Here is a 19519-nt window from a genome sequence, read left to right as displayed (position 1 = left end):
CTTCGCAGCTCACGTTTCGAGCAGTTCCTTGACCTTGGCGACCACGTGCGCGCCGATGGGGATCGCCGAGGTCGCCGCCGGCGACGGCGCGTTGCAGACGTTGACGGTGCGCTTGGTATTGACGAAACGAAAGTCGTCGATCAGCTTGCCATCGTAGGACACCGCCTGGGCACGCACCCCGGCCGGGTACGGCTGAAGATCCTCGAGGGCCAGGCTCGGGCAATACTTGCGCACCTGCTGCAGATAGCCCTGCTTGAACAGCGAGTTCTTCATCTCGACCATGCCGGGGCGCAGATTGGCCATGAGCACCTTGAGCACGCCCGGGTTGGCAAGCATCGTCAGGCTGTCGCGCAACGATACGTCACGCTTGTGATAACCCTCGCGCTTGAAGGCCAGCACGGCGTTGGGGCCCACCGTCACGCTGCCATCGATCATGCGCGTGAGATGCACGCCGAGAAACGGCATCGACGGATCGGGAATCGGGTAGATCAGGTGGTTGACGATGTCGTTGTGAACCGGAGGCAATCGATAGTACTCGCCACGGAACGGGCAGATCGTGAAGCCGGGCTTGACGCCGAGCATGCGCACCACGCGATCGGCCATCAACCCGGCACAGGAGATCAACTGGCGGGTGGCGAAACTGCCCTGCGAGGTCTCCACCACGACCTCCTCGCGGCGCTCCTCGAGCCCGGTCACCGCTGTCGCGAAGCGCAGCTCGCCGCCGGCCGTCTCGAAGCGCTCGCCCATCGCCGTCGCCACCCGGGCGTAATCGACGATGCCGCTGGACGGCACGAAGATGCCACCGACGCCGGTGATATTGGGCTCCCGCTCGCGCAGCGCTTCGGCCGACAGCCACTCCCGCTCCAGGCCATTGGCCGCGGTGCGCTCCCAGAGTGCCTGCATGCGCTGCAGCTCGAGCTCGTTGGTCGCGACCAGCAGCTTGCCGCACACCTCGAAGGGAATCGCGTGCTCCTCGCAGAACGCCTTGGTCGCGCGATTGCCCTCCAGACAGAAACGCGCCTTGTGGCTGCCCGGCGTATAGTAGACCCCGGCATGGATGACGCCGCTGTTGTGACCGGTCTGATGCTGTGCCGGCCCGCTCTCCTTCTCGATTACCAGCATTCGCCGGCCGGGATAGGCCTTGATCAACTGCATCGCGGTGGAAAGGCCGAGAATGCCGCCACCGATGATGATGAAATCGTACACGTGCGCCTCTGCGTCGGGGTTGTGCCAGAACAAATCGCTAATCGTAGCGAGTCTATCCTATTAGCGGTTGCGTGCGGCCGCCATAGCATGGGCTTCTGGCCCCGTCGCTCTGGAAGCGGGCACCGCCAGGAGACTGGCATCCGCTACCCGCCTCCTGGCTGGCTTGACTTTCCCCGGTGGGGTCACGACGATTGCCGACTCCCTTAACAGCCTATCAAGCGAAGCCCATGTTCTTTCACCGAGTCAGCCTGGACGGCGTGGCGCGCTGGTACCTGATACGCAATCTCGCCTCGTTGCCGGCCAAGACGTTCCTGAGCCACCCGGCGGCGATGGAAACACTCGAGCAGGTCGGTAGTAGCGCCTTTTATCTCGATGAAACCGGCGGCTCGCTGTACAAGCTGGTTCGCGACAAGTACGACTGGCGCAAGCAGACCGTAAAGTGGTTATTGCGCGAGCTTCTCGACAAGCGGTTGAGCGGGCGTTCTGCCGCCGCGCGGGAATACCGCAGCAACCGCATCATTCGCCGCGCCGGATTGCGGACGATCGCTTGCCGGGGCTACGGGATAGCGATCAACCCCCGCAACCCGCTGGGCTCGCTGTATGCCATGCAGTATCTCGATGCAGCCCGCTCGGGGGAGCGTCACTTCCTCGAACAGGACGAGGACGGCCGGCGCGCTTTTCTTCGACACATGTGCGACGAAGCCCTTCGGTTGATCGCATACGGTTACGTTCATCGTGACTTTCATTTCGGCAACGTGCTGGTCGACGCCCAGGGTGAGCTGGTCTGGATCGATACGCATGTACGCCGACTTCCGCGCGAGCACGCGCGACGCCAGGCCTGCCTCGAGGCGATGCTCAGCCCCACCAAGCTGAAGGGCGAGCAGTATCGGCGACTCGCTCTCGAACACATTCTCAGCGCGCTGGAAAACGCAAGGGGCCCTCTATGACTGGCAAACGCTTCGCCTTCGTCATCGAAGATCTCTATGGAGGAGGCGCCGAGAAATCGCTGCTCTATACCGCCGACGGGCTGCGCCAGCGCGGCAACCAGGTCAAGGTCTTCATCCTTCGCGAACGGATCGAGCAGCGCATCCCCGAGGGCCTGGAGATCATCAACCTCGAAGCCGTAAACCGGTTCACCAAGCTGTTCTCGAACCCGCTGGTCGAGCAGTGGCAGGCGCGGCGCATCGCCCGCGCCCTGGATGCCTTCGCCCCCGACACGATCATTTCCTGCTCCTGCGACAAGATCACCCGCCACCTGCGCTACCCGAACCTGCACTTCTGGATCAAGAGCGACATTTCGGCCAAGTTCAGCGACCCCAAGCAGCGCGCCAAGGCCTTCGCCAAGGTGAATCGATTCTATACCGGGCGCAAGGTCATCGCCGTCTCCCAGGGAGTGAAAAACAATCTCGTCGAGGTCATCGGCTTGAAGGCCGGCGAGATACGCGCGATCTACAACCCTTACGAGCGGGCGCCTTTCCTGGCGATGGCCGACGAGCCGGCGGCGCTGCCCGAGGGCGACTATCTCATCAACGTCGGCACCTATGAGCCGCGCAAGCGCCACGACAGGCTGCTGCGCGCCTACAAGGCCAGCGGCGTGAGCACGCCGCTGATGCTGCTGGGCAAGGGCAAGGGCGACCAGGAGGCACGGCTGCGCGCCCTGATCGATGAACTCGGCCTCACCGAGCGGGTCATCCTGCCCGGCTACCAGACCAATCCCTACCCGTTCATCCGCCATGCCAAGGCGCTGGTGCTGAGCTCGGATTCCGAAGGGCTGCCCCGGGCGCTGATCGAGGCACTGATGCTGGGCACGCCGGTGATCAGCGTCGACTGCCCTTCCGGCCCACGGGAAATTCTGCGCGGCACATTGGCTCCGTTTCTGGTAGCGCGGGAGGACGAGACCGCGCTCGCCGGAGCCATCGCCGCCATGGACGCAGCGCCGATCGCGGTCACCGAAGAGCACTACCGGCCCTTTCTCAAAGAAACCGTGCTGCCACAGTTCGAAGCGCTGGAATAGCCATTGCCCGGGCATGCAATGCCCCAGCAGTTCATGACGGTGGCGCTTCGGGCTGGGCGTAAGCCGTCAGCTCTTCTACCAGCCCATCGGGCAGTTCCAATGCCTCGGATGCGGCGGCCCGAGTGGCAAAACGCCGTGCCCCGGGCAGCCGCACGCCGGGCTGAGCCAGCATCTCGCTGAACAGCGCTTCGGCGTGCGCCAGATAGCCGGCGGCGAACCGCTGCGGGTCGAACACCAGCAATAGATGGGCCACACTGGGCGGGTCGCCCTCGGCCTCGAAGAACGAACCGGCCTGGAAACCGAAGTGGCTGCCGGTCAGCCCGGCGGTCAGCAGTTCCACCATCAGCGCCAGCGAGGCGCCCTTGGCGTCGCCGGCCGGCACCATGCTGCCGGCGATGGCCGCATCGGCATCGGTAGTCGGCCGCCCTTGCGGATCCAGCGCCCAGCCCTCGGGAATCGGCTCGCCGGCTTTCCTGGCCAGCATCACCTTGCCCCGCGCCACCTTCGACAGCGACAGATCGATGACCAGCGGCTCCGTATTTGCGCGCGGCGCGGCGAAGGCGATGGGATTGGTGCCATAGAGCGGACGGTTGCCGCCCCAGGGCGCCATCGCCGAGGGCGCGTTGCTGAAGGCCATCGCCATCAGCCCCTCGCGGGCCAGCCGCTCCACCGGATAGCCGGCCACTCCGAAGTGGTGGGAACGGCCGATCGCCACGGCGACCATGCCCAGCTCGCGCGCCAACGGGATGGCGCTCTCCACGCCCCGGGCGATCGCCGGAAAGGCCAGCCCGTGCCGGGCGTCGACCCGGATTACCGAGCCCTCGATGGCGACACTGGCCCGCGCCCCGGCGACGATCTTGCCGCTGCGCGCCTGGTCCAGATAAAACGGTAGCCGCGACAGCCCATGCGAGGCCAGGCCGTCGCGGTCGGCCATCACCAGGGCGTGGGCCGTGACCTCGGCTTCCCAGTCTGGCACGCCGACCGCGGTCAACGCGGCGATCGCCAGCGCGTGGGCCTTGTCGATCGACAGCGCGGTCATGCCGTCACCCCCAGCGCCCGGCGCACATTGCCGACGGTTATCCAACTGATGCGCTCGTTGGATTGATGGGTGACCCCGGCGATGTGCGGCGTGGCGATCAGCCCCTCGAGGCCGGCCAGCGGCGAGCCGGCGGCCAGCGGCTCCTGCTCGAAGACGTCGAGCATCGCCCCGCCCAGGTGACCGGCGCGCAGGCTCTCGGCGAGCGCCGTTTCATCGACTACACCGCCGCGCGCGGTATTGATCAGCACGCTGCCCGACTTCATGAGCGCCAGCGCCTCGCGCCCCAGCAGATGACGGGTTCCCGCGCTCAGCGGCACATGCAGGCTCAGCGCGTCGACCCGCGGCAACAGCGCCTCGAGGGTGGCGGCACGTTCGGCCTCGTTCCAGGCGCTGTCACGCTCATCGACGAAGGGATCATGGGCGATCACCGACATGCCCAGGCAACCGGCGCACCGCGCCACTTCCCTAGCGATCGCCCCGAAGCCCACCAGACCGAGGGTCGCGCCCTGGGTCTCGTGGCCCATCAGTGCCTGGCGCGGCCATTCGCCGCCCACCACCCGGGCCGTCGACAGATAGGCGCCGCGGCGCAGCATCAACACTCCGGCCAGCACGTATTCGACCACCGAGACGGTATTGCCGCCCTGGGCGGGCAGCACCTCGATGCCCCTCTCCCGACAGGCATCCAGGTCGATATTGTCGAGCCCCACGCCCAGCCGGCCAACCGCCTGCAGGTCGGGGAATTCACCGAGCAGCGCCGCATCGACCCGGGTGCGGTTGCGCACGATCAACCCGCGCACGCCCTCGCCCGAGGCCATCAGCCGCCGGCGATCCTCCACCAGCGTCGGGTCGAAGCCTACCGAGAAATCGCGCTCGAGATCGGCCACCGCCGCTTCGTCCATGAATTCCGTGATCAGGATGTCGATCATCCGTTACCTCGCTTGTCACTTGTCACAGGGCGCGCCAGAGCAGGCCAACCGGCAGCGGCACGTTGAGAAGGATCGCGAACAGGCCGTAGAACAGGCCGATGATCAGCAGCAGCACGAATGCGTAGCCAGCGATGCGCTTCGGTGTCCAGGCGTGATAGTGCGAGAGCATGACCAGGCACACGGCACTCAACAGGCTCGACGCCAAGAATCCCAGCCACTTGAGCGCCAGGCTCCACACCAGCAGCACGGCGATCAGCCCCAGACGACGCGCGACGCTGCCCGGTTCGGGACGCGGACGCGTGGGTCGCATCAACAGGCTGCGCAGCAGCAGGGCCACGCTGAAGACCGCCACCAACGCGGCGATGGTGCGCGGAAACACGCTGGCCATGATCGACATGTCACCGCTGAACCACAGCGCGCCGAGCGATAGGACCAGCATGGCGGCGGCTAAACAGGCATCGGAGCCGCGCGACGCAACCCTCTCCGTGGGCTCGATGGTGGGCTTGGGCTCGATGGTGAGTTTCATGGCCGGGCCTCCTCGAGTTCCTTGGACAGCCGCCGGGCACGGTACGCCTGCCAGATCGGATACAGCACCGACAACAGCACCAGCGCGATGATCGCCAACGACAGCGGCCGGCCGAAGAAGGCACCGAGCACCGAGCCCGATGCGTTGCCTATCAGATAGCCCTGGACGAAACCCTGCTCGGCGATGGGCCCCAGGATCAGCCCCAGCACGATCGGCGAAGGCTTGATTCCGTAACGTGCCAGCACCCAGCCGATCACCCCCAGCACCACCATCACCACCACGTCGAACGGGTTGTTGCGGATGGCATAGGTGCCGATCACGGTCATGAAGGCGATACTCGGCACCAGCAGCGCCTTGGGTATGCTGACGATCGACTTGAAGGCGTAGCGGCCGATCAATAACCCCATCGGCAGCATCAACAAGGTAGCGATGACCAGCCCACCGATGAAGGTGTAGGTCACGCTGGCGTTGGTGGTGAACATCTCCGGGCCGGTCCGGAACCCCTGGACCAGCAGCGCCCCGAGAATCACCGCATCGGGCGGCGTGCCGGGGATGCCCAGCACGAAGGTGGGGATGAAGCCGCCGCCCACGGTGGCGTTGTTGGCCGTTTCGGTGGCAATCACGCCATCCGGCTCACCATGGCCGAACCGCTCGCTGCGCTTGGAGGTACGCCGCGCCTCGGAATAGGACACCAGGCTGGCGATGGAACCGCCCGCCCCCGGCAAAATGGCGACCAGCGTGCCGATCACCGCGCCGCGCGTGGCGTTGAGCTTGCCGCGCCACATCAGTCTCAGCCCCTCGCCGAGGCGTATCCCACGGCCCTTCTCGGGGGGCTGCAGGTGGGGACTGGGCGTGGCGACCAGGTCGATCAATACCGGAATGCAGTAGAGGCCGATCAGCGCCGAGATGGTTTCGATTCCACCGAGCAGAAACTGCGAGCCGAAGGCATAGCGAATGTCGGCACCGATGACAGAGACGCCGACCGTCGACAGCAGCAGACCGATACCGGCGCCGATGAAGCCTTTCAGGGTCGAGCCTTCCGAGAGCGCCGAAATCAATGTCAGGCCGAAGATGGCCAGCCAGAAGTATTCGACCGGGCCGAACTTCAGCGCGATCTGCGCCAACAGCGGCGCCAGCGTCAACAAGGCCAGTGCCCCGACCAGCCCGCCGAGCACCGACGATAGCGTCGACAGCGTGACCGCCAGATCGCCATCGCCGCGCTGGGCCATGGGATAGCCATCGAAGGTGGTCGCGATCGCCGAGGGCGTGCCCGGCGTGTTGACCAGTATCGCGGCATACGAGCCGCCGTAGATCGCCCCGGTGTAGATGGCGCCGAGCATGATCAGCCCCGCCTCGGGGGGCATGCCGAACGTGATCGGTACCAGCACCGCCACGGCCATGGTCGCCGACAGACCCGGCAAGGCGCCGATGACGATTCCGGCGGCGACGCCGACGATTGCCAGCAGCAGGTTGACGGGGGACAGCGCGGCGGCCATGAAACTCAATGTTTCCATGAACTACCTCCGTTGAGGAACGAGACCGCCCGGGAGGCCCGGGCGGTCGTCGGTTCACTCGATGATCCCCATCTCGCGGGCGACCTGCTCGTATTCCTGGCGACGTTCAGCCATGAAGTCGTCCATTTCTTCGTAGGGCACGTCGATCATCACGAAACCCAGGTCCTCCATCTTCTGACGGAACTCGGGATTCTGGTTGATTTTGCCGAAGATATCGGAGAGTTTCTTCGTCACGTCCTCCGGCGTGCTCTTGGGCACCGCCATGCCGCGGTAGGCGCCGCCGGTCATGTCATAGCCCAGTTCCTTGAAGGTCGGGACGTCGGGAAACAGCGGATTGCGCTCCTCCGAAGCCACCGCCAGCATGCGCACCTTGTCGCGCTGGTTGGCGGCGGTGGTGGTGTAGCCCCATTCGGCCTTGACCTGATCGCCCAGCAAGGCGGCGACTGCCGCCCCGGTGCCCTTGAACGGGATATAGGTCGTCTTGATGTCGGCCAGCGATTCGAACCGCCGGTTGGCGATGTCGTTGGCGGATTGCGTGCCGCTACCCGACACGGTGACGCTGCCCGGGGCCTTCTTGGCGGCGGCGATGAAATCGTCGAGCGTCTTGTAGGGGCTATCGTTGGTGACGATCAGCGCATCCGGTGAATAATGAAAGTAATAGAAGTTCTTGAGATCCTCGGTCTTGAAGCCCGGGTCCTTGCCCATCGGCTTGAGGACGATGTGCGGCAGGTTGGTGCCCATGATGGTATAGCCGTCGCCCGCCATTTCGTTGAGCTGCGACCAACCCACGGCACCGCCGCCGCCGGGCATGTACTGGATGATCAACTGCTGACCGGTCAGTTCCTGGAAATACTGCTGCTGCAATCGGGCGCTGATGTCCGACTCGCCGCCGGGGCCGAAGGGAATGATGTACTGCACGTTCTGGTCGGGATAGTTCCCGCCATCGGCAGCCAGGGCCGGGGCGGCGAAGATGGACGTACCGAGCACGCCGGCGATCAGCGTGCCCAATCCCAATGTCTTGAAGCGTGAAGTCTGGCGCATGATGTTCTCCGATGTTGCTGTTGTTGTGATGAGAGCCATGGACGCGTCGTAGCGCCCGCCTTGGATCACCGAACCACCCCGTATCCGTACATTTCACATGGCGACGGGTGGACGGCCTCGGGTCGATCCTCGGAGCAGTCGTTATCCTTGTGCAAGCCACGTGAACAGCTGAAAACGGTCGCGGGGCCTGATCTTGGCTCGCTGCGAGTCCCAGGTACAGGACAACTCACTTGCAATTCATATATATGACATACTATATAAAACAGTCAAGGAGATGTCGGAATGCACGTCCCTGATTATAATCCGCCCAACGAATCCTCCCCCTCGCCGCTCATCAACAAGGATGTTGCCTCCATGACCGCGCCGAAAGGCCCGACATTTCAGCCACTTTACAAACAGATCAAGAACTTGCTTCTGGAGCGGATCGCTTCGGGGGAATGGCCGCCGGGGACATTCATCCCCAGTGAAGCGACACTGGCTTCAAGCTATAACGTCAGCGTCGGCACCCTGCGCAAGGCACTCGATGAACTGGCCAGTGACAACGTGGTCGTGCGCCGCCAAGGCAAGGGTACCGCCATCGCCACCCATGATGCCGATCGGGCGCTGTTCCGTTTTTTCAACATCGTGCGCCATGACGGCGAACGCAGTCTGCCGGTATCGCGGGTGCTGAGTCGACAGCGCCGCCCGGCCAGCGCCGCCGAGCGCAAATCCCTGGAACTCGCCTCTGCAGCGGAAGTGATCCATATCCGCCGGATTCGCGAACTGACCGGGAGCCCGACTTTGCTCGAGGATATCGTGCTCGACGCCGCTACCTTCGCCGCGGTAGAACAGCAGCCGGATATCCTGCCCAACACGCTCTACAATCTCTACCAGCATCAGTACGGCGTTACCGTCGCCCATGCCGAGGAGCAACTCATCGCCGTGCCCGCCAGCGAGCAGGATGCCGCCCACCTGGGTGTCGAAATCGGCGAACCGCTGATCGAAATTCGCCGCGTCGCTCGAGACTATCAAGACACCCCGATCGAGCTGCGTACCTCACGGCTGACGACTCGGCAATACTGCTACGCCAGCCACCTGTAATGCCCAGCAGCATGGCACTCGTCCTCAACCCACAGTTACAGGGACCGAGGCCGGATGGCGCGGCCTGAAGCAGCCACCGGGAGTAAGCACGATCTTCGCCGCGGCGGTCTGCCCGGCGACCAGATCGGCGAAAGCACCGACGCCGGCATCCAGCGTACGCGTCTCGACCCAGTCGAGTGGCCCCAGCGCTGCCGAAGCCAGCAGGTCGACGCTCGCCTGTAAATCAGTCGGGGTGTAGGTGTAGGCGCCGAGCACGATGAGCTCCTTGAGGGTGACGCTGCGCATGTCGAACTGACCGTCGTTGTCCTGCAGGCCCAGATGCATCAACACACCGCCGGGGCGCATCGCCTGCACGGCCATCGCGCGCGTCGCCGACGCCCCAACGCAATCGAATACCGCCTCGACGCTGTCGGCCTCGAGCGGCGTTTCGCGCGGATCGATCACCGTCAGCCCGGCCTTCTCGGCGGTCTCGCGACGTAGCGGATTGGTATCAGCAAGCGTCAGGCGACGCACGCCACGCTGTCTCAGCATCAAGCCCGTCAACAATCCCACAGCGCCGGCTCCGATAACCAGCGTCTTAGCCTCCGCGAGCGGTCGCGTCAGGCTGCGCTCCAGGCGGTTGATGGCGTGCAGCGCGGTCGCCGCCGGCTCGGTCAACGCCGCGGCGACCGAGGACAGGCCGTCGGGTAACTCGATCAGGCATTGATCGGGAACCACCACACTCTCGGCGAAGGTGCCAGGCCGGTTCATGCCGAGCATGGTGCGATTGCTGCACAGGTTCTGGCGCCCCTCCAGGCAGTAGTCGCAATGACCGCAGATCACCAGCGGGTTCATGGTCACCCGCTTGCCGGCCAGCGGGCCCTCGATGACCTCACCGGCCGCTTCGTGGCCGAGGATCATCGGCGGCACCCGGCGCGGGTCGTGGCCGTGATAGGCATGCAAATCGGAGCCACAGATCCCCGTCGCCAGCACCCGCACCCGTGATTCGCCGACGCCGAGCGGCGGCAATTCGGCGTCGCGAAGTTCCATCTGATCGGGACCGGTATAGAAAAGCGCTTGCATCATTGAATTCCTCCAGTGACAACTCATTCTCGTGGCCTCTTGGCCATCCCTGACCCGCCGCCTAGCGCGCGGTAAAACCACCATCGACGAACAGCGTCTGGCCAGTGACATAGGCCGAGGCCGGTGCGGCCAGAAAGACCGTCGGCCCGGCGATGTCTTCGGCGGTGCCGTTGCGGCCGATCGCCGTGCGGGCTGCCAGTTCCTGTGTCTTGACTGGATCGTCGAACAGGGAGGCGGTCAGCTCGGTGGGAAAGAAACCCGGCGCAATGGCATTGGCGTTGATGCCGTCGCGCGACCAGGCCTCGGCCATGGCCCGGGTCAGTTGCACGATGCCGCCCTTGCCAGCCCCGTACGGGGCGCTGTCGGCAAAGGCCCGCTGCGACTGCAGCGAGGCCAGGTTGATGATCCGACCGTAGCCGCGCTCACGCATGCCAGGAACCAACGCCCGGGCGAGAAAGAACGGCGTGCCCAGATGCAGTTGCAGGGTCAGGTTCCAGCTGGCCAGGTCGACGTCGTCGATCGGCTGGCGCAGGTTGACGCCGGCGGCGTTGGCCAGGATCGACACCGCACCGAACGGTTCGGCGGACTGGCGAGCCACCGCCTCCAGCGACGTGGCATCGGCCAGGTCGGCGACCAGGGCGGCCGCGCGGCCACCCTGTCGCTCGATCTGCACGACCGTGTCGTCGAGCGCGTCGCGACGCCGCGCCGCGACCACCACCGCCGCGCCCGAGGCGGCCAGGGCCAGCGCCATGCTGCGCCCCAGCCCGCTGCTGCCACCGGTGACCAGCGCCACCTGCCCTTCGAGATCGAAGCAGGGCTTCATCTAGATCTCCTCGACGATCGTCAGCTCGAAGGTCTCGTCCGGGTAGTACTTGGCCAGTCGTACATCGCCGCTGCGCGCATGCCCTTCCATACCCTCGCAGCGTGACAGCCGCGCCGTGGCCGCGGCGACGCTGCGTGTCGCCTCGCGCGACTGGCGCTGGTAGGTCACGATCTTGAGGAACTTCTCGGCGCACAGACCGCCGGTATAGCGGGCCGCGCCCTTGGTCGGCAGGATATGGTTGGTGCCCGAGCACTTGTCGCCGAAGGCCACCGTGGTTTCCTCGCCGACGAACAGCGAGCCGTAGCTGGTCAGGCGCTCGATCCACCAGTCGAGATCCTCGACCTGTAGCTCGAGATGCTCGGAGGCGTAACGGTTACTGAGCTCGGCCACCTCCTCGCGGCTCGAGCAGATCACGATCTCGCCGTAGTCGCGCCAGGCGGCGTCGGCGGCCTTGGACTGGGTCTCGGGCAAGTCCGCAATCAGTGCGGGAATTCGCTCGCTGACCGCATCGGCCAGCGCCCGCGAGGTGGTGAACAGCCAGGTCGGCGAATCCGGACCGTGCTCGGCCTGGCCGACCAGGTCGGTGGCGACGATGTGCGGGTCCGCCGAGTCGGATGTCGATGCCGGACTGGCGCATCTCGTAGTAGGCATAGGCGCGTGCCGCCGGCACCTTGGCGAGGTTTTCCCGGAACGTCACGTCCGAGGCCTGCATGATCGCTTCGCGAACATCTGCCGGCCGTTCGTCGAACCAGCGCTTGTTGCAGGTGTAGACCTGGGCGTCGGGGACCGACTTGATCGTCGAGATCGATGCCAGCACATCGGTGAAGCCGAATACGTAGAGCGCTTCCACGCTGGGATCGAGAGCATCCGCAACGCCCTGCTTCATCGCCGAAGAGGTTTCGCCCCAGGCTACCGGGGTGGGGTTGGCGCCAGCCAGTCGATAGACCTTCTGCAGAATCTGCGACGAAGGCACACGAAATTTGATACCGGCGATGTCATCGGGAGTCCGAACCGGGTGGTCGAGCAGCCCTTTGCGCACGGCAACGGTACGCGGATCGATGCAGATATAGCTCAAGACCTTGAACCCGCGGTCCTCCACCTTGCCGTGCACTACGTCCTTCCAGGCGTTGGAGGTCACCAGATTGACCAGCTGCTGGTTCTCGCCGCACCAGTAGGGAATATTGATCAAGTCGACCTCGGGGGCAAAGGCCGACAAGTTGGAGATCGAATGCTGGGCCATGGCGATGGTCCCGTTCTGCACCTTGGTAATCAGGGCGCCGCCGGTACCCAGCTGCCCGCCGGGCTGCAGGCGAACGTAGAGCTTGCCGCGGCTGAAGTTCTGCAGGTTCTCCTTGAAGTTGAGCTGCATGATCGGATAGGCCCGGGAGGCGCCGAGGCGATACCCGGTGGCCATGACCAGGACCGTGTCCGCGGCCTTCTCGCGTTCGGCCTCTTCCTGGGAAACGGCGGCCATCGCCGATTCCGAGGACAGAGTTCCCCCCAGGGCACCGATCAGGGCCGTCGTGAAGCCATAGCGCCCCACCATGTTCAGGAAATGGCGGCGCTCGGGACGTTCCGGTTCGCGGTTCTCTAGGGCATGACTGTTGGGCTTGTTGGTGTGGCGTAGCATGCTGGAACTCCTGTCTTGTTGTGTCGTGGTCTCGGCAAGGTGCCCTGATCGGGGCACTGATCCCGAGCCGGTCATTCGAGTCGAATACAGGCCGTGATGAAGCAGGCGACCGTGGCGACAAGCAACGCCGCCTCCGCCGCGGGTGATAGCGTGAAAAGCGGCATGTTCCAGCTTTCCAGCGCCAACCGGACAATAAATATCGCCATCAGGAGCGCGGACAGAGCGATCAGCCCACGCCCCCAGCGGCGGCTTTTGTCAGCATTCGTGGTTTGCATGGCCTCCTCCTGTCGTTGTTATTCGCTTGTCCTTGTTAGCTGTTGTCGGCAGAATTGTAAGCGCTTAGAATTAAGCTGAATTAAAGCTAGTCAACAGACATCGCGCTGTCAGTACGACCTTGGTGTTAGTCGCTGGGGCGTATCGTCCGCCGGTGATACGCTGAGCGAAACGGTCAAGAGTCGATTCATGAACAAGGATGTCAAACGCATATTGCTCGAGGATGTCGCCCGCGAGGCCGGCGTCTCCACGGCGTCGGTTTCTCGCGTGCTCAATCGTGGCCCGCACGTCAGCGAGCGATTGCGCCTGAAGGTCGAGACGGCGATCGAGCGCCTCGGCTATGTGCCAGACGGAACGGCCAGGGCGCTGGCCTCCCGGCACATAGGGGCGATCGGTGCGCTGGTACCGACACTGGACAACCCGGTCTTCAGCGCGATGATCGACAGCCTCGAGCGACGGCTCAAGCACTACGACTGCCGGTTGCTGATCGCCACCTATCGCTACAGCCTCGTCGAGGAAGTCGAGTCGTTGCGCACCCTGATCCAGCAGGGCATCGACGGTGCGGTGCTGATCGGCCACGATCACCTGCCCGCCACGCTGCGCCTTTTCCAGCAATACGAACTGCCTTACCTGACCTGCTGGCACAGCGAGGAAGACCCCGACTGGCCGAGTATCGGCTTCGACAATGCGGCGCCGGCACGCCGCCTCGCCGAACATCTTCTCGAGCTGGGTCATCGCAACATCGCGGTCATCACCGCGCCCGTCGACGGCAACGACCGTGCCCGAGCGCGACTGCAGGGCTTTCGCCAAGCTATCGAGGCGGCCGGACATACCCTGCCCGACGATCATGTGGTCACCGTCGAATACGGCATCGAGGAAGGCGCCACGGCGTTTGCCGAACTGATGCGCCTCACCCCGCGCCCCACTGCCATTCTCTGCGGCAACGACGTGCTGGCGTTCGGGGCCATGTTCGCCGCCCAGCGGGCCGGCATCGCGATTCCCGAACAACTCTCGGTGACCGGCTTCGACGACTTGACTCAGGCCCGCTTCATGCGGCCCGCGTTGACCACCGTCGCCACCCCGGCCGACGAGGTCGGCCGGCTGGTTGCCGATGCTCTGGTGACACGCATCCAGGGGCGGTCGACAGCGCACCGTCAGGTGCTCGAGGCGCGGGTGGTGCTGCGTGAATCCACGGCGCCACCCTCGTCCGCCTTCGCCTGAGGCGTCCGCCTTCGTCGAGACGTCGCTGGCCATTTTCAGGCGCTCTCGTAGAGCCGGGTCAGCACGAACTCGCGATGGCCCAGTGCCTCGGCAGCCGTGTTGCGGCCATTCGCGGTGCGCAGCAGCATCTCGAGCAACTGATCCCCCGCCTGCGGCATGTTGATCTCCCGGCGCAGCACGCCCGAAACATCGACATCGATGTGCTCGCTCATGGTGCGCACGGTGCGCGGGTTGGCGCAGAGCTTGATCACCGGCAGGATCGGATTGCCGATCACGTTGCCCTGCCCGGTGGGGAAAAAGTGCGCCACAAAGCCCGACGCCGCGCACAGCGTGACCATCTCGGCCGCCGCCGACGAAGAGTCCATGAACCACAGACCCGGCCCGCTGGGCGTCTCGGCCTTGTCGAGCACGCCATCCACCTGGCAGCGCTTGCCGATCTTCTGGATGTTGCCCAGCGCCTTTTCCTCGATGGTGGTCAGCCCGCCCTCGATGTTGCCCTTGGTGGGCTGCGACTCGGAAAGATCGCTGGTCTTGTGACGATCGATCATCGCGCTGTAGCGATCGAACATCGCCTGGAACTGCTCGCGTACACTGTCGTTGGCACAGCGCTCGGCGACCAGATGCTCGCCGCCGGTGAGCTCTGAAGTTTCACCGAATACCAGCGTACAACCCTCATCATAAAGCTTGTCGAAGGCTTCACCGACGGTGGGGTTGGCTCCGCAGCCGGACGTGGTATCGGATTCGCCGCACTTGGTCGATACCCACAAATCAGCGATGTCACAGGGCTCGCGTTGCAGTTCGGTGGCGTACTGGACGAACTCGCGGGCCTTGCGCGAAGCGGCAGCGATGGTGTTGTGGTCGCCATTCTGCTCGATCCAGAAGCCTTCTACCGGCTTGCCGGTGGCGCGGATGCCGTCGACCACCTTGCCGGTCCAGCCGGGCTCGATGCCGATCACGATGACCGCAGCGACATTGGGATTGCAGCCGGTGCCGATCAAGGTGCGAAAGTGCAGATCCAGGTCGGCACCGAACTGCAGCCGACCGTAGGGATGCGGCAGGGCCAGCGTGCCCTTGATATTGTTGGCGACCGCCTCGGCGGCGGCATTCGAGATATCGTCCACCGGCAACACGATGACGTGATTGCGCACACCGACGCGTCCGTTGTCGCGACGATAGCCCATGAACGTGCGTCCCTTGAGTTCCATGCTCACCACCTCTTGGTCTTGACGTTGTGGACGTGCAGATGCTCGCCCTTGCGGATCGGCTTGACCACCCGGCCGATGTCGACGCTGTACTTGATCACGGTATCGCCCTCGGCGAGATCGCGAATCGCCAGCTTGTGACCGATCGGAATCGCGTCGCGCACCTCGAATTGCAGCGTCTTGTCCTGATCCATCACCCAACCGGTCAGCGTCTGCCCCGCCTGGATTCCCTCCACCACCACCACGCCGACCGCGTCGTCGGCATCGTGGACCACGAAATCGATGCTCATGCTCCTCTCCTTCGTTGTTTTGATCGACGGGCTACCTTGACCCCGCAATTCATGTATATGACATAGTATATATGACAGTCAAGCGCATGACCGTGTTCATCTGCTCATGTAACGCAAACCATTGATCCCTGAGCATTCATGGGGAAGCAGAAACGGCAGGATAAATGCGCGCTGAAGGCAGGGTCGCCTGGCCCGCCTCCAGTCAAAGGGGTGTAAACCCTTATTCGGATTCGAGCAGAAAGACCTTGAAGGCCTGCCACAGCGGGCTGCGATAGCGCTCGGGGTGCCAGACCAGCGAAAAAGCCCGGGACAGGCTCAGCGGGGTTTCCAGCGCCACCAGTTCGCCGCGTGCGAGTTCGCCGGCGACACTCAAGCGTGACAGGCAGGCCAGCCCGAATCCGGCACGTACGGCCTGCTTGATCGCCTCGTGCTGGTCCAGTTCCATGCGCACCTGGATGCGTTCAACGTGGGGATGGATCGCCGCCTCGAAGATCGCCCGGCTACCCGAGCCCGGCTCGCGCAGGATCCATTGCGCCGACTGCAGCGCACCGATGCTCAACCGCCCCTGGTCGGCCAGCGGATGCTGGGGCGAGGCGATGATCGCCATCTCGTCGTGACGCCAGACCTCGCTGACCAGGCGCGATTCCGTACACTGCCCCTCGATCAGCCCCAGATCGGCATCGAAGCGCAGGATGTCGCTCATCACCTCCCGCGTGTTGCGCAGGCGCAGCTGCAGATCGACCCCTGGATGGCGCTCGCTGAAGCGTCCGGCCAGCATCGGCAGCAGATAGGTACCAATCGTCGCGCTCGCCGTCACGTGCAGCGTACCGCGTAGCGCGCCCTCGGGCTCCCGGGCGGCATCGACCAGCTCGGCCATGCCCTGCAGCAGTTTCTCGGCATGCGCCAGCAGGCGACTCCCGGCATCGTTGAGCTCGAGCCGGCGGCCCAGCCGTTCGAACAGCACCACCTCCAGTTGACGCTCGAGATCACTCAGCGCCTGACTGGCCGCCGATTGCGAAAGGCTGAGCTGCCTGGCCGCTGCGCTCACCGAACCGCTCCGCGCCACAGCGACGAATACCTGAAGCTGGCGAAAGGTCACATGCGTCGACATATCAGTTCCACTTAACAGTCATATCGTTATTACCCAATAACACATAACAGGATCGCCGATTAGTCTAACCAGACAATTCGAATCATTCAGTTTCGAGGGAGGCGACTCATGTGGCAGGGCATCGTGTTGTGTGCCGGCTTGACCCTGGGGGGCTTTGCGCTGACCCAGCTCCCCGGCATCGTCGAAAGCGGCGTCAGCCCGCTGGTCTTCTCGCTGCTGCTCGGCCTGGTGGCGGGCAACCTACCGTTTATCGGTCGCCTGCCGCAGGCGCGCCCGGGGCTACAGTTCGCCACGCGCTGGTTGTTGCGCGGCGGCATTGTGCTGTTCGGCCTCTCGCTGACCCTGCAGCAGATCCTCGGGCTCGGCCCCAAGGTGATCGTGCTGGACACGCTGGTCATCACCACGGTACTGGTCATCGGCTACTGGCTGGGCACGCGAGTGCTCAAGCTGGATGCCGAAACGGCGTTGCTGACCAGCGCCGGCAGCGCCATCTGCGGTGCCGCGGCGGTACTGGCGACGGAAACGACGATTCGCTCGAAGCCCGCCGCGACGGCGATGGCGGTGGCCACCGTGGTGCTTTTCGGTAGCCTGGCGATGCTGCTCTATCCGCTGCTCTATCCGCTGACCGGCATGGACGAAGGGCTCTACGGAATCTATATCGGCGCGACCATCCACGAAGTCGCCCAGGTGGTCGCCGCCGGCGATGCGGTGGGTCCCCAGGCACTGGCCAACGCGGTGATCGTCAAGTTGGTGCGGGTGATGCTGCTGGTGCCCTTCCTGCTGATCGTCGGCCAATGGTGGCTGCGCCGCGACACCCAAGATAGCGATGACAGCACGGCGCGCCCCGCGCTGGTGATTCCGTGGTTCGCGTTCGGCTTTCTGGCCATGGTCGTGTTCAATAGCCTGATCGCCCTGCCCGCCGTGCTGCATGCCGGGCTGGTGACGGTGGGCCAGGTCTCGCTGGCCATGGCCATGGCGGCACTGGGTTTCGAGACACGCCTGGAAAAGCTCAAGGCCCTGGGCGTCAGGCCCTTTCTGCTGGCGCTGTGCCTGTTCGTGCTACTGCTGGGAGGCGGATGGGCGCTAACGCCGTTGCTTATGAGTTGAGCGTGACCTGACGGCCACATCGGTGGCCCACCAGGAAGCCCCGCGTCAATGCGAACGCCCGCTATCATGAGCGGGCGTTCTCGCTGTAGAGCTGGCAGCGCTCAACGAGGCCGCATCAAGGACTCGCCACGACCGACGGCAAAGTACAACAGCCCCGCTGCCTTGACCGCCTCGGGGTCGTAGAGGTTGCGACCATCGATCACCACCGGCGTGGCCAACTGAGCCTTGAGCCAGGCGAAATCGATACTGCGAAAGGCCTTCCATTCGGTGCAGATCACCAGCGCATCGGCGCCGGAAACCGCCTGCTCGCGACCGTCGACCAGCGCCAGATCGTCGCGCTCGCCGTAGAGCCGGCGGCACTCGGCCATCGCCTCGGGATCGAAGGCCCGCACTCGCGCGCCGGCCGCCCACAGCGCTTCCATCAACGTACGGCTGGGCGCCTCGCGCATGTCATCGGTGCCGGGCTTGAAGGCCAACCCCCACAGCGCCACCGTCTTGCCTGTCAGGCTTCCATCGAAGGCCTGGCTGAGCTTGCTGAACAGGGTGGTCTTCTGGCGCTTGTTGACCGCTTCGACGGCTTCGAGCAGTTCCGAGCGATAGCCGATCTCGCTGGCGGTGCGCGCCAGCGCCTGGACATCCTTGGGAAAGCACGAACCGCCGTAACCGCAGCCGGGGTAGATGAAGTGATAGCCGATGCGCGGGTCGCTGCCGATGCCATGGCGCACCTGCTCGATATCGGCGCCTAATCGCTCGGCCAGGTTGGCGATCTCGTTCATGAAGCTGATCTTGGTGGCGAGCATGGCATTGGCCGCATACTTGGTCAGCTCGGCGCTGCGCACGTCCATGAAAATCAGCTTTTCACGGTTGCGGTTGTAGGGCGCATAACACTCGCGCATCAGCGTTTTGACGCGCGGCGATTCAGTGCCCACGACGATCCTCGCACCCCGGGCGAAGTCCTCGATCGCCGCCCCTTCCTTGAGGAATTCAGGGTTGGAGCAGACGTCGAAAGCCGTTTGCAGACCCCGTGCGGCGAGGGTCGCGGCGATCTCGGCGTGGACCTTGTCGGCGGTGCCCACCGGCACGGTGGACTTGTCGACGACGACCTTGTAGTCCGTCATGTGTTCGCCGATGCTGCGCGCCACCGCGAGGACATACTGCAGATCGGCGCTGCCATCCTCGTCGGGGGGCGTGCCCACGGCGATGAACTGCAGGGTGCCGAACGCCACTGCGGCGGCGGCATCGGTGGTGAAGCGCAGCCGGCCCTCAACTACGGTATGGCGCACCATTGCCTCGAGACCGGGTTCGTAGATCGGCAGTTCGCCGCGTTCGAGCCGGGCGATCTTGTCGGTATCGACGTCCACGCACAGTACATCGTGACCGACATCGGCCAGGCAGGTGCCGGTCACCAGACCCACGTAACCGGTGCCGAAGATGGTGATTTTCATGGCGCGTTA

General features: G+C 64.6%; 19 protein-coding genes and 1 pseudogene. 5 read left to right on the top strand and 15 right to left on the bottom strand.

Annotated elements, in window-relative coordinates; genetic code table 11:
* Positions 1-9 precede the first annotated feature (9 nt).
* A complete protein-coding gene (lhgO, locus tag K7I12_RS00235; RefSeq protein ID WP_231662544.1) occupies positions 10-1206 on the bottom strand; it encodes an L-2-hydroxyglutarate oxidase in 1197 nt (398 codons plus the stop codon).
* A gap of 227 nt (positions 1207-1433) precedes the next feature.
* On the opposite strand from lhgO, the gene K7I12_RS00230 reads away from it, so the two are divergent.
* Positions 1434-2153: a hypothetical protein gene (locus tag K7I12_RS00230; RefSeq protein ID WP_231662543.1), complete on the top strand. Its 720-nt coding sequence runs from the start codon at positions 1434-1436 to the stop codon at positions 2151-2153.
* Complete coding sequence (locus K7I12_RS00225; protein WP_231662542.1) at positions 2150-3220, top strand: glycosyltransferase; 1071 nt, start codon at positions 2150-2152, stop codon at positions 3218-3220. The genes K7I12_RS00230 and K7I12_RS00225 overlap by 4 nt, the downstream gene beginning before the upstream one ends.
* Positions 3221-3251: 31 nt before the next feature.
* Here the strand turns inward: K7I12_RS00225 and K7I12_RS00220 are convergent, their stop codons facing one another.
* The 5 genes from K7I12_RS00220 to K7I12_RS00200 are packed head-to-tail and all read right to left on the bottom strand — an operon-like array spanning position 3252 to position 8266.
* Positions 3252-4259 (bottom strand): Ldh family oxidoreductase, encoded by a 1008-nt coding sequence (locus tag K7I12_RS00220; protein ID WP_231662541.1) that lies wholly within the window; start codon positions 4257-4259, stop codon positions 3252-3254.
* Positions 4256-5185: a hydroxyacid dehydrogenase gene (locus K7I12_RS00215; RefSeq protein ID WP_231662540.1), complete on the bottom strand. Its 930-nt coding sequence runs from the start codon at positions 5183-5185 to the stop codon at positions 4256-4258. Before K7I12_RS00215 ends, K7I12_RS00220 begins: the two co-directional genes overlap by 4 nt.
* Positions 5186-5207: 22 nt before the next feature.
* Positions 5208-5711 carry a tripartite tricarboxylate transporter TctB family protein gene (locus tag K7I12_RS00210; protein WP_231662538.1) on the bottom strand — a complete coding sequence of 168 codons (504 nt, stop codon included), beginning with the start codon at positions 5709-5711 and terminating at the stop codon, positions 5208-5210.
* Positions 5708-7225: a tripartite tricarboxylate transporter permease gene (locus K7I12_RS00205; RefSeq protein WP_231662537.1), complete on the bottom strand. Its 1518-nt coding sequence runs from the start codon at positions 7223-7225 to the stop codon at positions 5708-5710. The genes K7I12_RS00210 and K7I12_RS00205 overlap by 4 nt, the downstream gene beginning before the upstream one ends.
* A gap of 54 nt (positions 7226-7279) precedes the next feature.
* Entirely contained in the window at positions 7280-8266 is a 987-nt protein-coding gene (locus K7I12_RS00200; RefSeq protein ID WP_231662536.1) for a tripartite tricarboxylate transporter substrate binding protein, read from the bottom strand.
* Between the two features lie 354 nt (positions 8267-8620).
* Between K7I12_RS00200 and K7I12_RS00195 the strand changes: the two genes are divergently transcribed.
* On the top strand, positions 8621-9346 hold the full coding sequence (locus K7I12_RS00195) for a GntR family transcriptional regulator (protein ID WP_031383597.1): 726 nt from the start codon (positions 8621-8623) through the stop codon (positions 9344-9346).
* A gap of 24 nt (positions 9347-9370) precedes the next feature.
* Here K7I12_RS00195 and K7I12_RS00190 read toward each other — a convergent pair whose 3' ends face one another.
* The 5 genes and pseudogenes from K7I12_RS00190 to K7I12_RS00170 form a co-directional block, all read right to left on the bottom strand.
* On the bottom strand, positions 9371-10411 hold the full coding sequence (locus tag K7I12_RS00190) for an alcohol dehydrogenase catalytic domain-containing protein (protein ID WP_231662535.1): 1041 nt from the start codon (positions 10409-10411) through the stop codon (positions 9371-9373).
* 58 nt (positions 10412-10469) lie between these two features.
* Positions 10470-11231: an SDR family NAD(P)-dependent oxidoreductase gene (locus K7I12_RS00185; protein WP_231662534.1), complete on the bottom strand. Its 762-nt coding sequence runs from the start codon at positions 11229-11231 to the stop codon at positions 10470-10472.
* Positions 11232-11882 (bottom strand): histidinol dehydrogenase, encoded by a 651-nt coding sequence (locus K7I12_RS00180; RefSeq protein WP_269438523.1) that lies wholly within the window; start codon positions 11880-11882, stop codon positions 11232-11234.
* Positions 11854-12600 (bottom strand): annotated as a pseudogene (locus tag K7I12_RS00175) (TRAP transporter substrate-binding protein); the annotation flags it as partial. The gene K7I12_RS00180 and the pseudogene K7I12_RS00175, both read right to left, overlap by 29 nt.
* 332 nt (positions 12601-12932) lie before the next feature.
* Positions 12933-13136: a hypothetical protein gene (locus K7I12_RS00170; RefSeq protein ID WP_231662533.1), complete on the bottom strand. Its 204-nt coding sequence runs from the start codon at positions 13134-13136 to the stop codon at positions 12933-12935.
* A gap of 187 nt (positions 13137-13323) precedes the next feature.
* Here K7I12_RS00170 and K7I12_RS00165 point away from each other — a divergent pair, with 187 nt between their 5' ends.
* The gene (locus tag K7I12_RS00165) at positions 13324-14355 is read left to right on the top strand and encodes a LacI family DNA-binding transcriptional regulator (protein ID WP_231662532.1); all 1032 of its coding nucleotides are present in this window, start codon (positions 13324-13326) and stop codon (positions 14353-14355) included.
* Between the two features lie 35 nt (positions 14356-14390).
* On the opposite strand, the gene suyB is transcribed toward K7I12_RS00165, so the two are convergent.
* The 3 genes from suyB to K7I12_RS00150 all read right to left on the bottom strand — a co-directional run bounded on the left by suyB (position 14391) and on the right by K7I12_RS00150 (position 16958).
* A complete protein-coding gene (gene suyB / locus K7I12_RS00160) occupies positions 14391-15560 on the bottom strand; it encodes a (2R)-sulfolactate sulfo-lyase subunit beta (RefSeq protein WP_031383598.1) in 1170 nt (389 codons plus the stop codon).
* A gap of 2 nt (positions 15561-15562) precedes the next feature.
* Positions 15563-15847, bottom strand: coding sequence for a UxaA family hydrolase (locus tag K7I12_RS00155; RefSeq protein ID WP_031383599.1), 285 nt, complete (start codon positions 15845-15847; stop codon positions 15563-15565).
* 220 nt (positions 15848-16067) lie between these two features.
* Positions 16068-16958, bottom strand: coding sequence for a LysR substrate-binding domain-containing protein (locus K7I12_RS00150; RefSeq protein WP_031383600.1), 891 nt, complete (start codon positions 16956-16958; stop codon positions 16068-16070).
* 108 nt (positions 16959-17066) lie between these two features.
* Between K7I12_RS00150 and K7I12_RS00145 the strand changes: the two genes are divergently transcribed.
* Positions 17067-18065 carry a YeiH family protein gene (locus tag K7I12_RS00145; protein ID WP_031383601.1) on the top strand — a complete coding sequence of 333 codons (999 nt, stop codon included), beginning with the start codon at positions 17067-17069 and terminating at the stop codon, positions 18063-18065.
* A gap of 101 nt (positions 18066-18166) precedes the next feature.
* On the opposite strand, the gene K7I12_RS00140 is transcribed toward K7I12_RS00145, so the two are convergent.
* Positions 18167-19510, bottom strand: coding sequence for a UDP-glucose dehydrogenase family protein (locus K7I12_RS00140; protein WP_031383602.1), 1344 nt, complete (start codon positions 19508-19510; stop codon positions 18167-18169).
* Positions 19511-19519 lie beyond the last annotated feature (9 nt).

The sequence above is a fragment of the Halomonas sp. IOP_31 genome, assembly GCF_021151495.1.
Lineage (GTDB): Bacteria > Pseudomonadota > Gammaproteobacteria > Pseudomonadales > Halomonadaceae > Modicisalibacter > Modicisalibacter zincidurans.
The sequence above is the reverse complement of the archived record's forward strand: the minus strand, read 5'-3'. Positions and strand labels throughout refer to the sequence as shown.

Bases quoted from the DNA above. Each gene is read 5' to 3' on its own strand.
- K7I12_RS00230 (WP_231662543.1), top strand. From the start codon at position 1,434: ATGTTCTTTCACCGAGTCAGCCTGGACGGCGTGGCGCGCTGGTACCTG.
- K7I12_RS00225 (WP_231662542.1), top strand. From the start codon at position 2,150: ATGACTGGCAAACGCTTCGCCTTCGTCATCGAAGATCTCTATGGAGGA.
- K7I12_RS00220 (WP_231662541.1), bottom strand. From the start codon at position 4,259: ATGACCGCGCTGTCGATCGACAAGGCCCACGCGCTGGCGATCGCCGCG.
- K7I12_RS00215 (WP_231662540.1), bottom strand. From the start codon at position 5,185: ATGATCGACATCCTGATCACGGAATTCATGGACGAAGCGGCGGTGGCC.
- K7I12_RS00210 (WP_231662538.1), bottom strand. From the start codon at position 5,711: ATGAAACTCACCATCGAGCCCAAGCCCACCATCGAGCCCACGGAGAGG.
- K7I12_RS00205 (WP_231662537.1), bottom strand. From the start codon at position 7,225: ATGGAAACATTGAGTTTCATGGCCGCCGCGCTGTCCCCCGTCAACCTG.
- K7I12_RS00200 (WP_231662536.1), bottom strand. From the start codon at position 8,266: ATGCGCCAGACTTCACGCTTCAAGACATTGGGATTGGGCACGCTGATC.
- K7I12_RS00195 (WP_031383597.1), top strand. From the start codon at position 8,621: ATGACCGCGCCGAAAGGCCCGACATTTCAGCCACTTTACAAACAGATC.
- K7I12_RS00190 (WP_231662535.1), bottom strand. From the start codon at position 10,411: ATGATGCAAGCGCTTTTCTATACCGGTCCCGATCAGATGGAACTTCGC.
- K7I12_RS00185 (WP_231662534.1), bottom strand. From the start codon at position 11,231: ATGAAGCCCTGCTTCGATCTCGAAGGGCAGGTGGCGCTGGTCACCGGT.
- K7I12_RS00180 (WP_269438523.1), bottom strand. From the start codon at position 11,882: ATGCCTACTACGAGATGCGCCAGTCCGGCATCGACATCCGACTCGGCG.
- K7I12_RS00170 (WP_231662533.1), bottom strand. From the start codon at position 13,136: ATGCAAACCACGAATGCTGACAAAAGCCGCCGCTGGGGGCGTGGGCTG.
- K7I12_RS00165 (WP_231662532.1), top strand. From the start codon at position 13,324: ATGAACAAGGATGTCAAACGCATATTGCTCGAGGATGTCGCCCGCGAG.
- suyB (WP_031383598.1), bottom strand. From the start codon at position 15,560: ATGGAACTCAAGGGACGCACGTTCATGGGCTATCGTCGCGACAACGGA.
- K7I12_RS00155 (WP_031383599.1), bottom strand. From the start codon at position 15,847: ATGAGCATCGATTTCGTGGTCCACGATGCCGACGACGCGGTCGGCGTG.
- K7I12_RS00150 (WP_031383600.1), bottom strand. From the start codon at position 16,958: ATGTCGACGCATGTGACCTTTCGCCAGCTTCAGGTATTCGTCGCTGTG.
- K7I12_RS00145 (WP_031383601.1), top strand. From the start codon at position 17,067: ATGTGGCAGGGCATCGTGTTGTGTGCCGGCTTGACCCTGGGGGGCTTT.
- K7I12_RS00140 (WP_031383602.1), bottom strand. From the start codon at position 19,510: ATGAAAATCACCATCTTCGGCACCGGTTACGTGGGTCTGGTGACCGGC.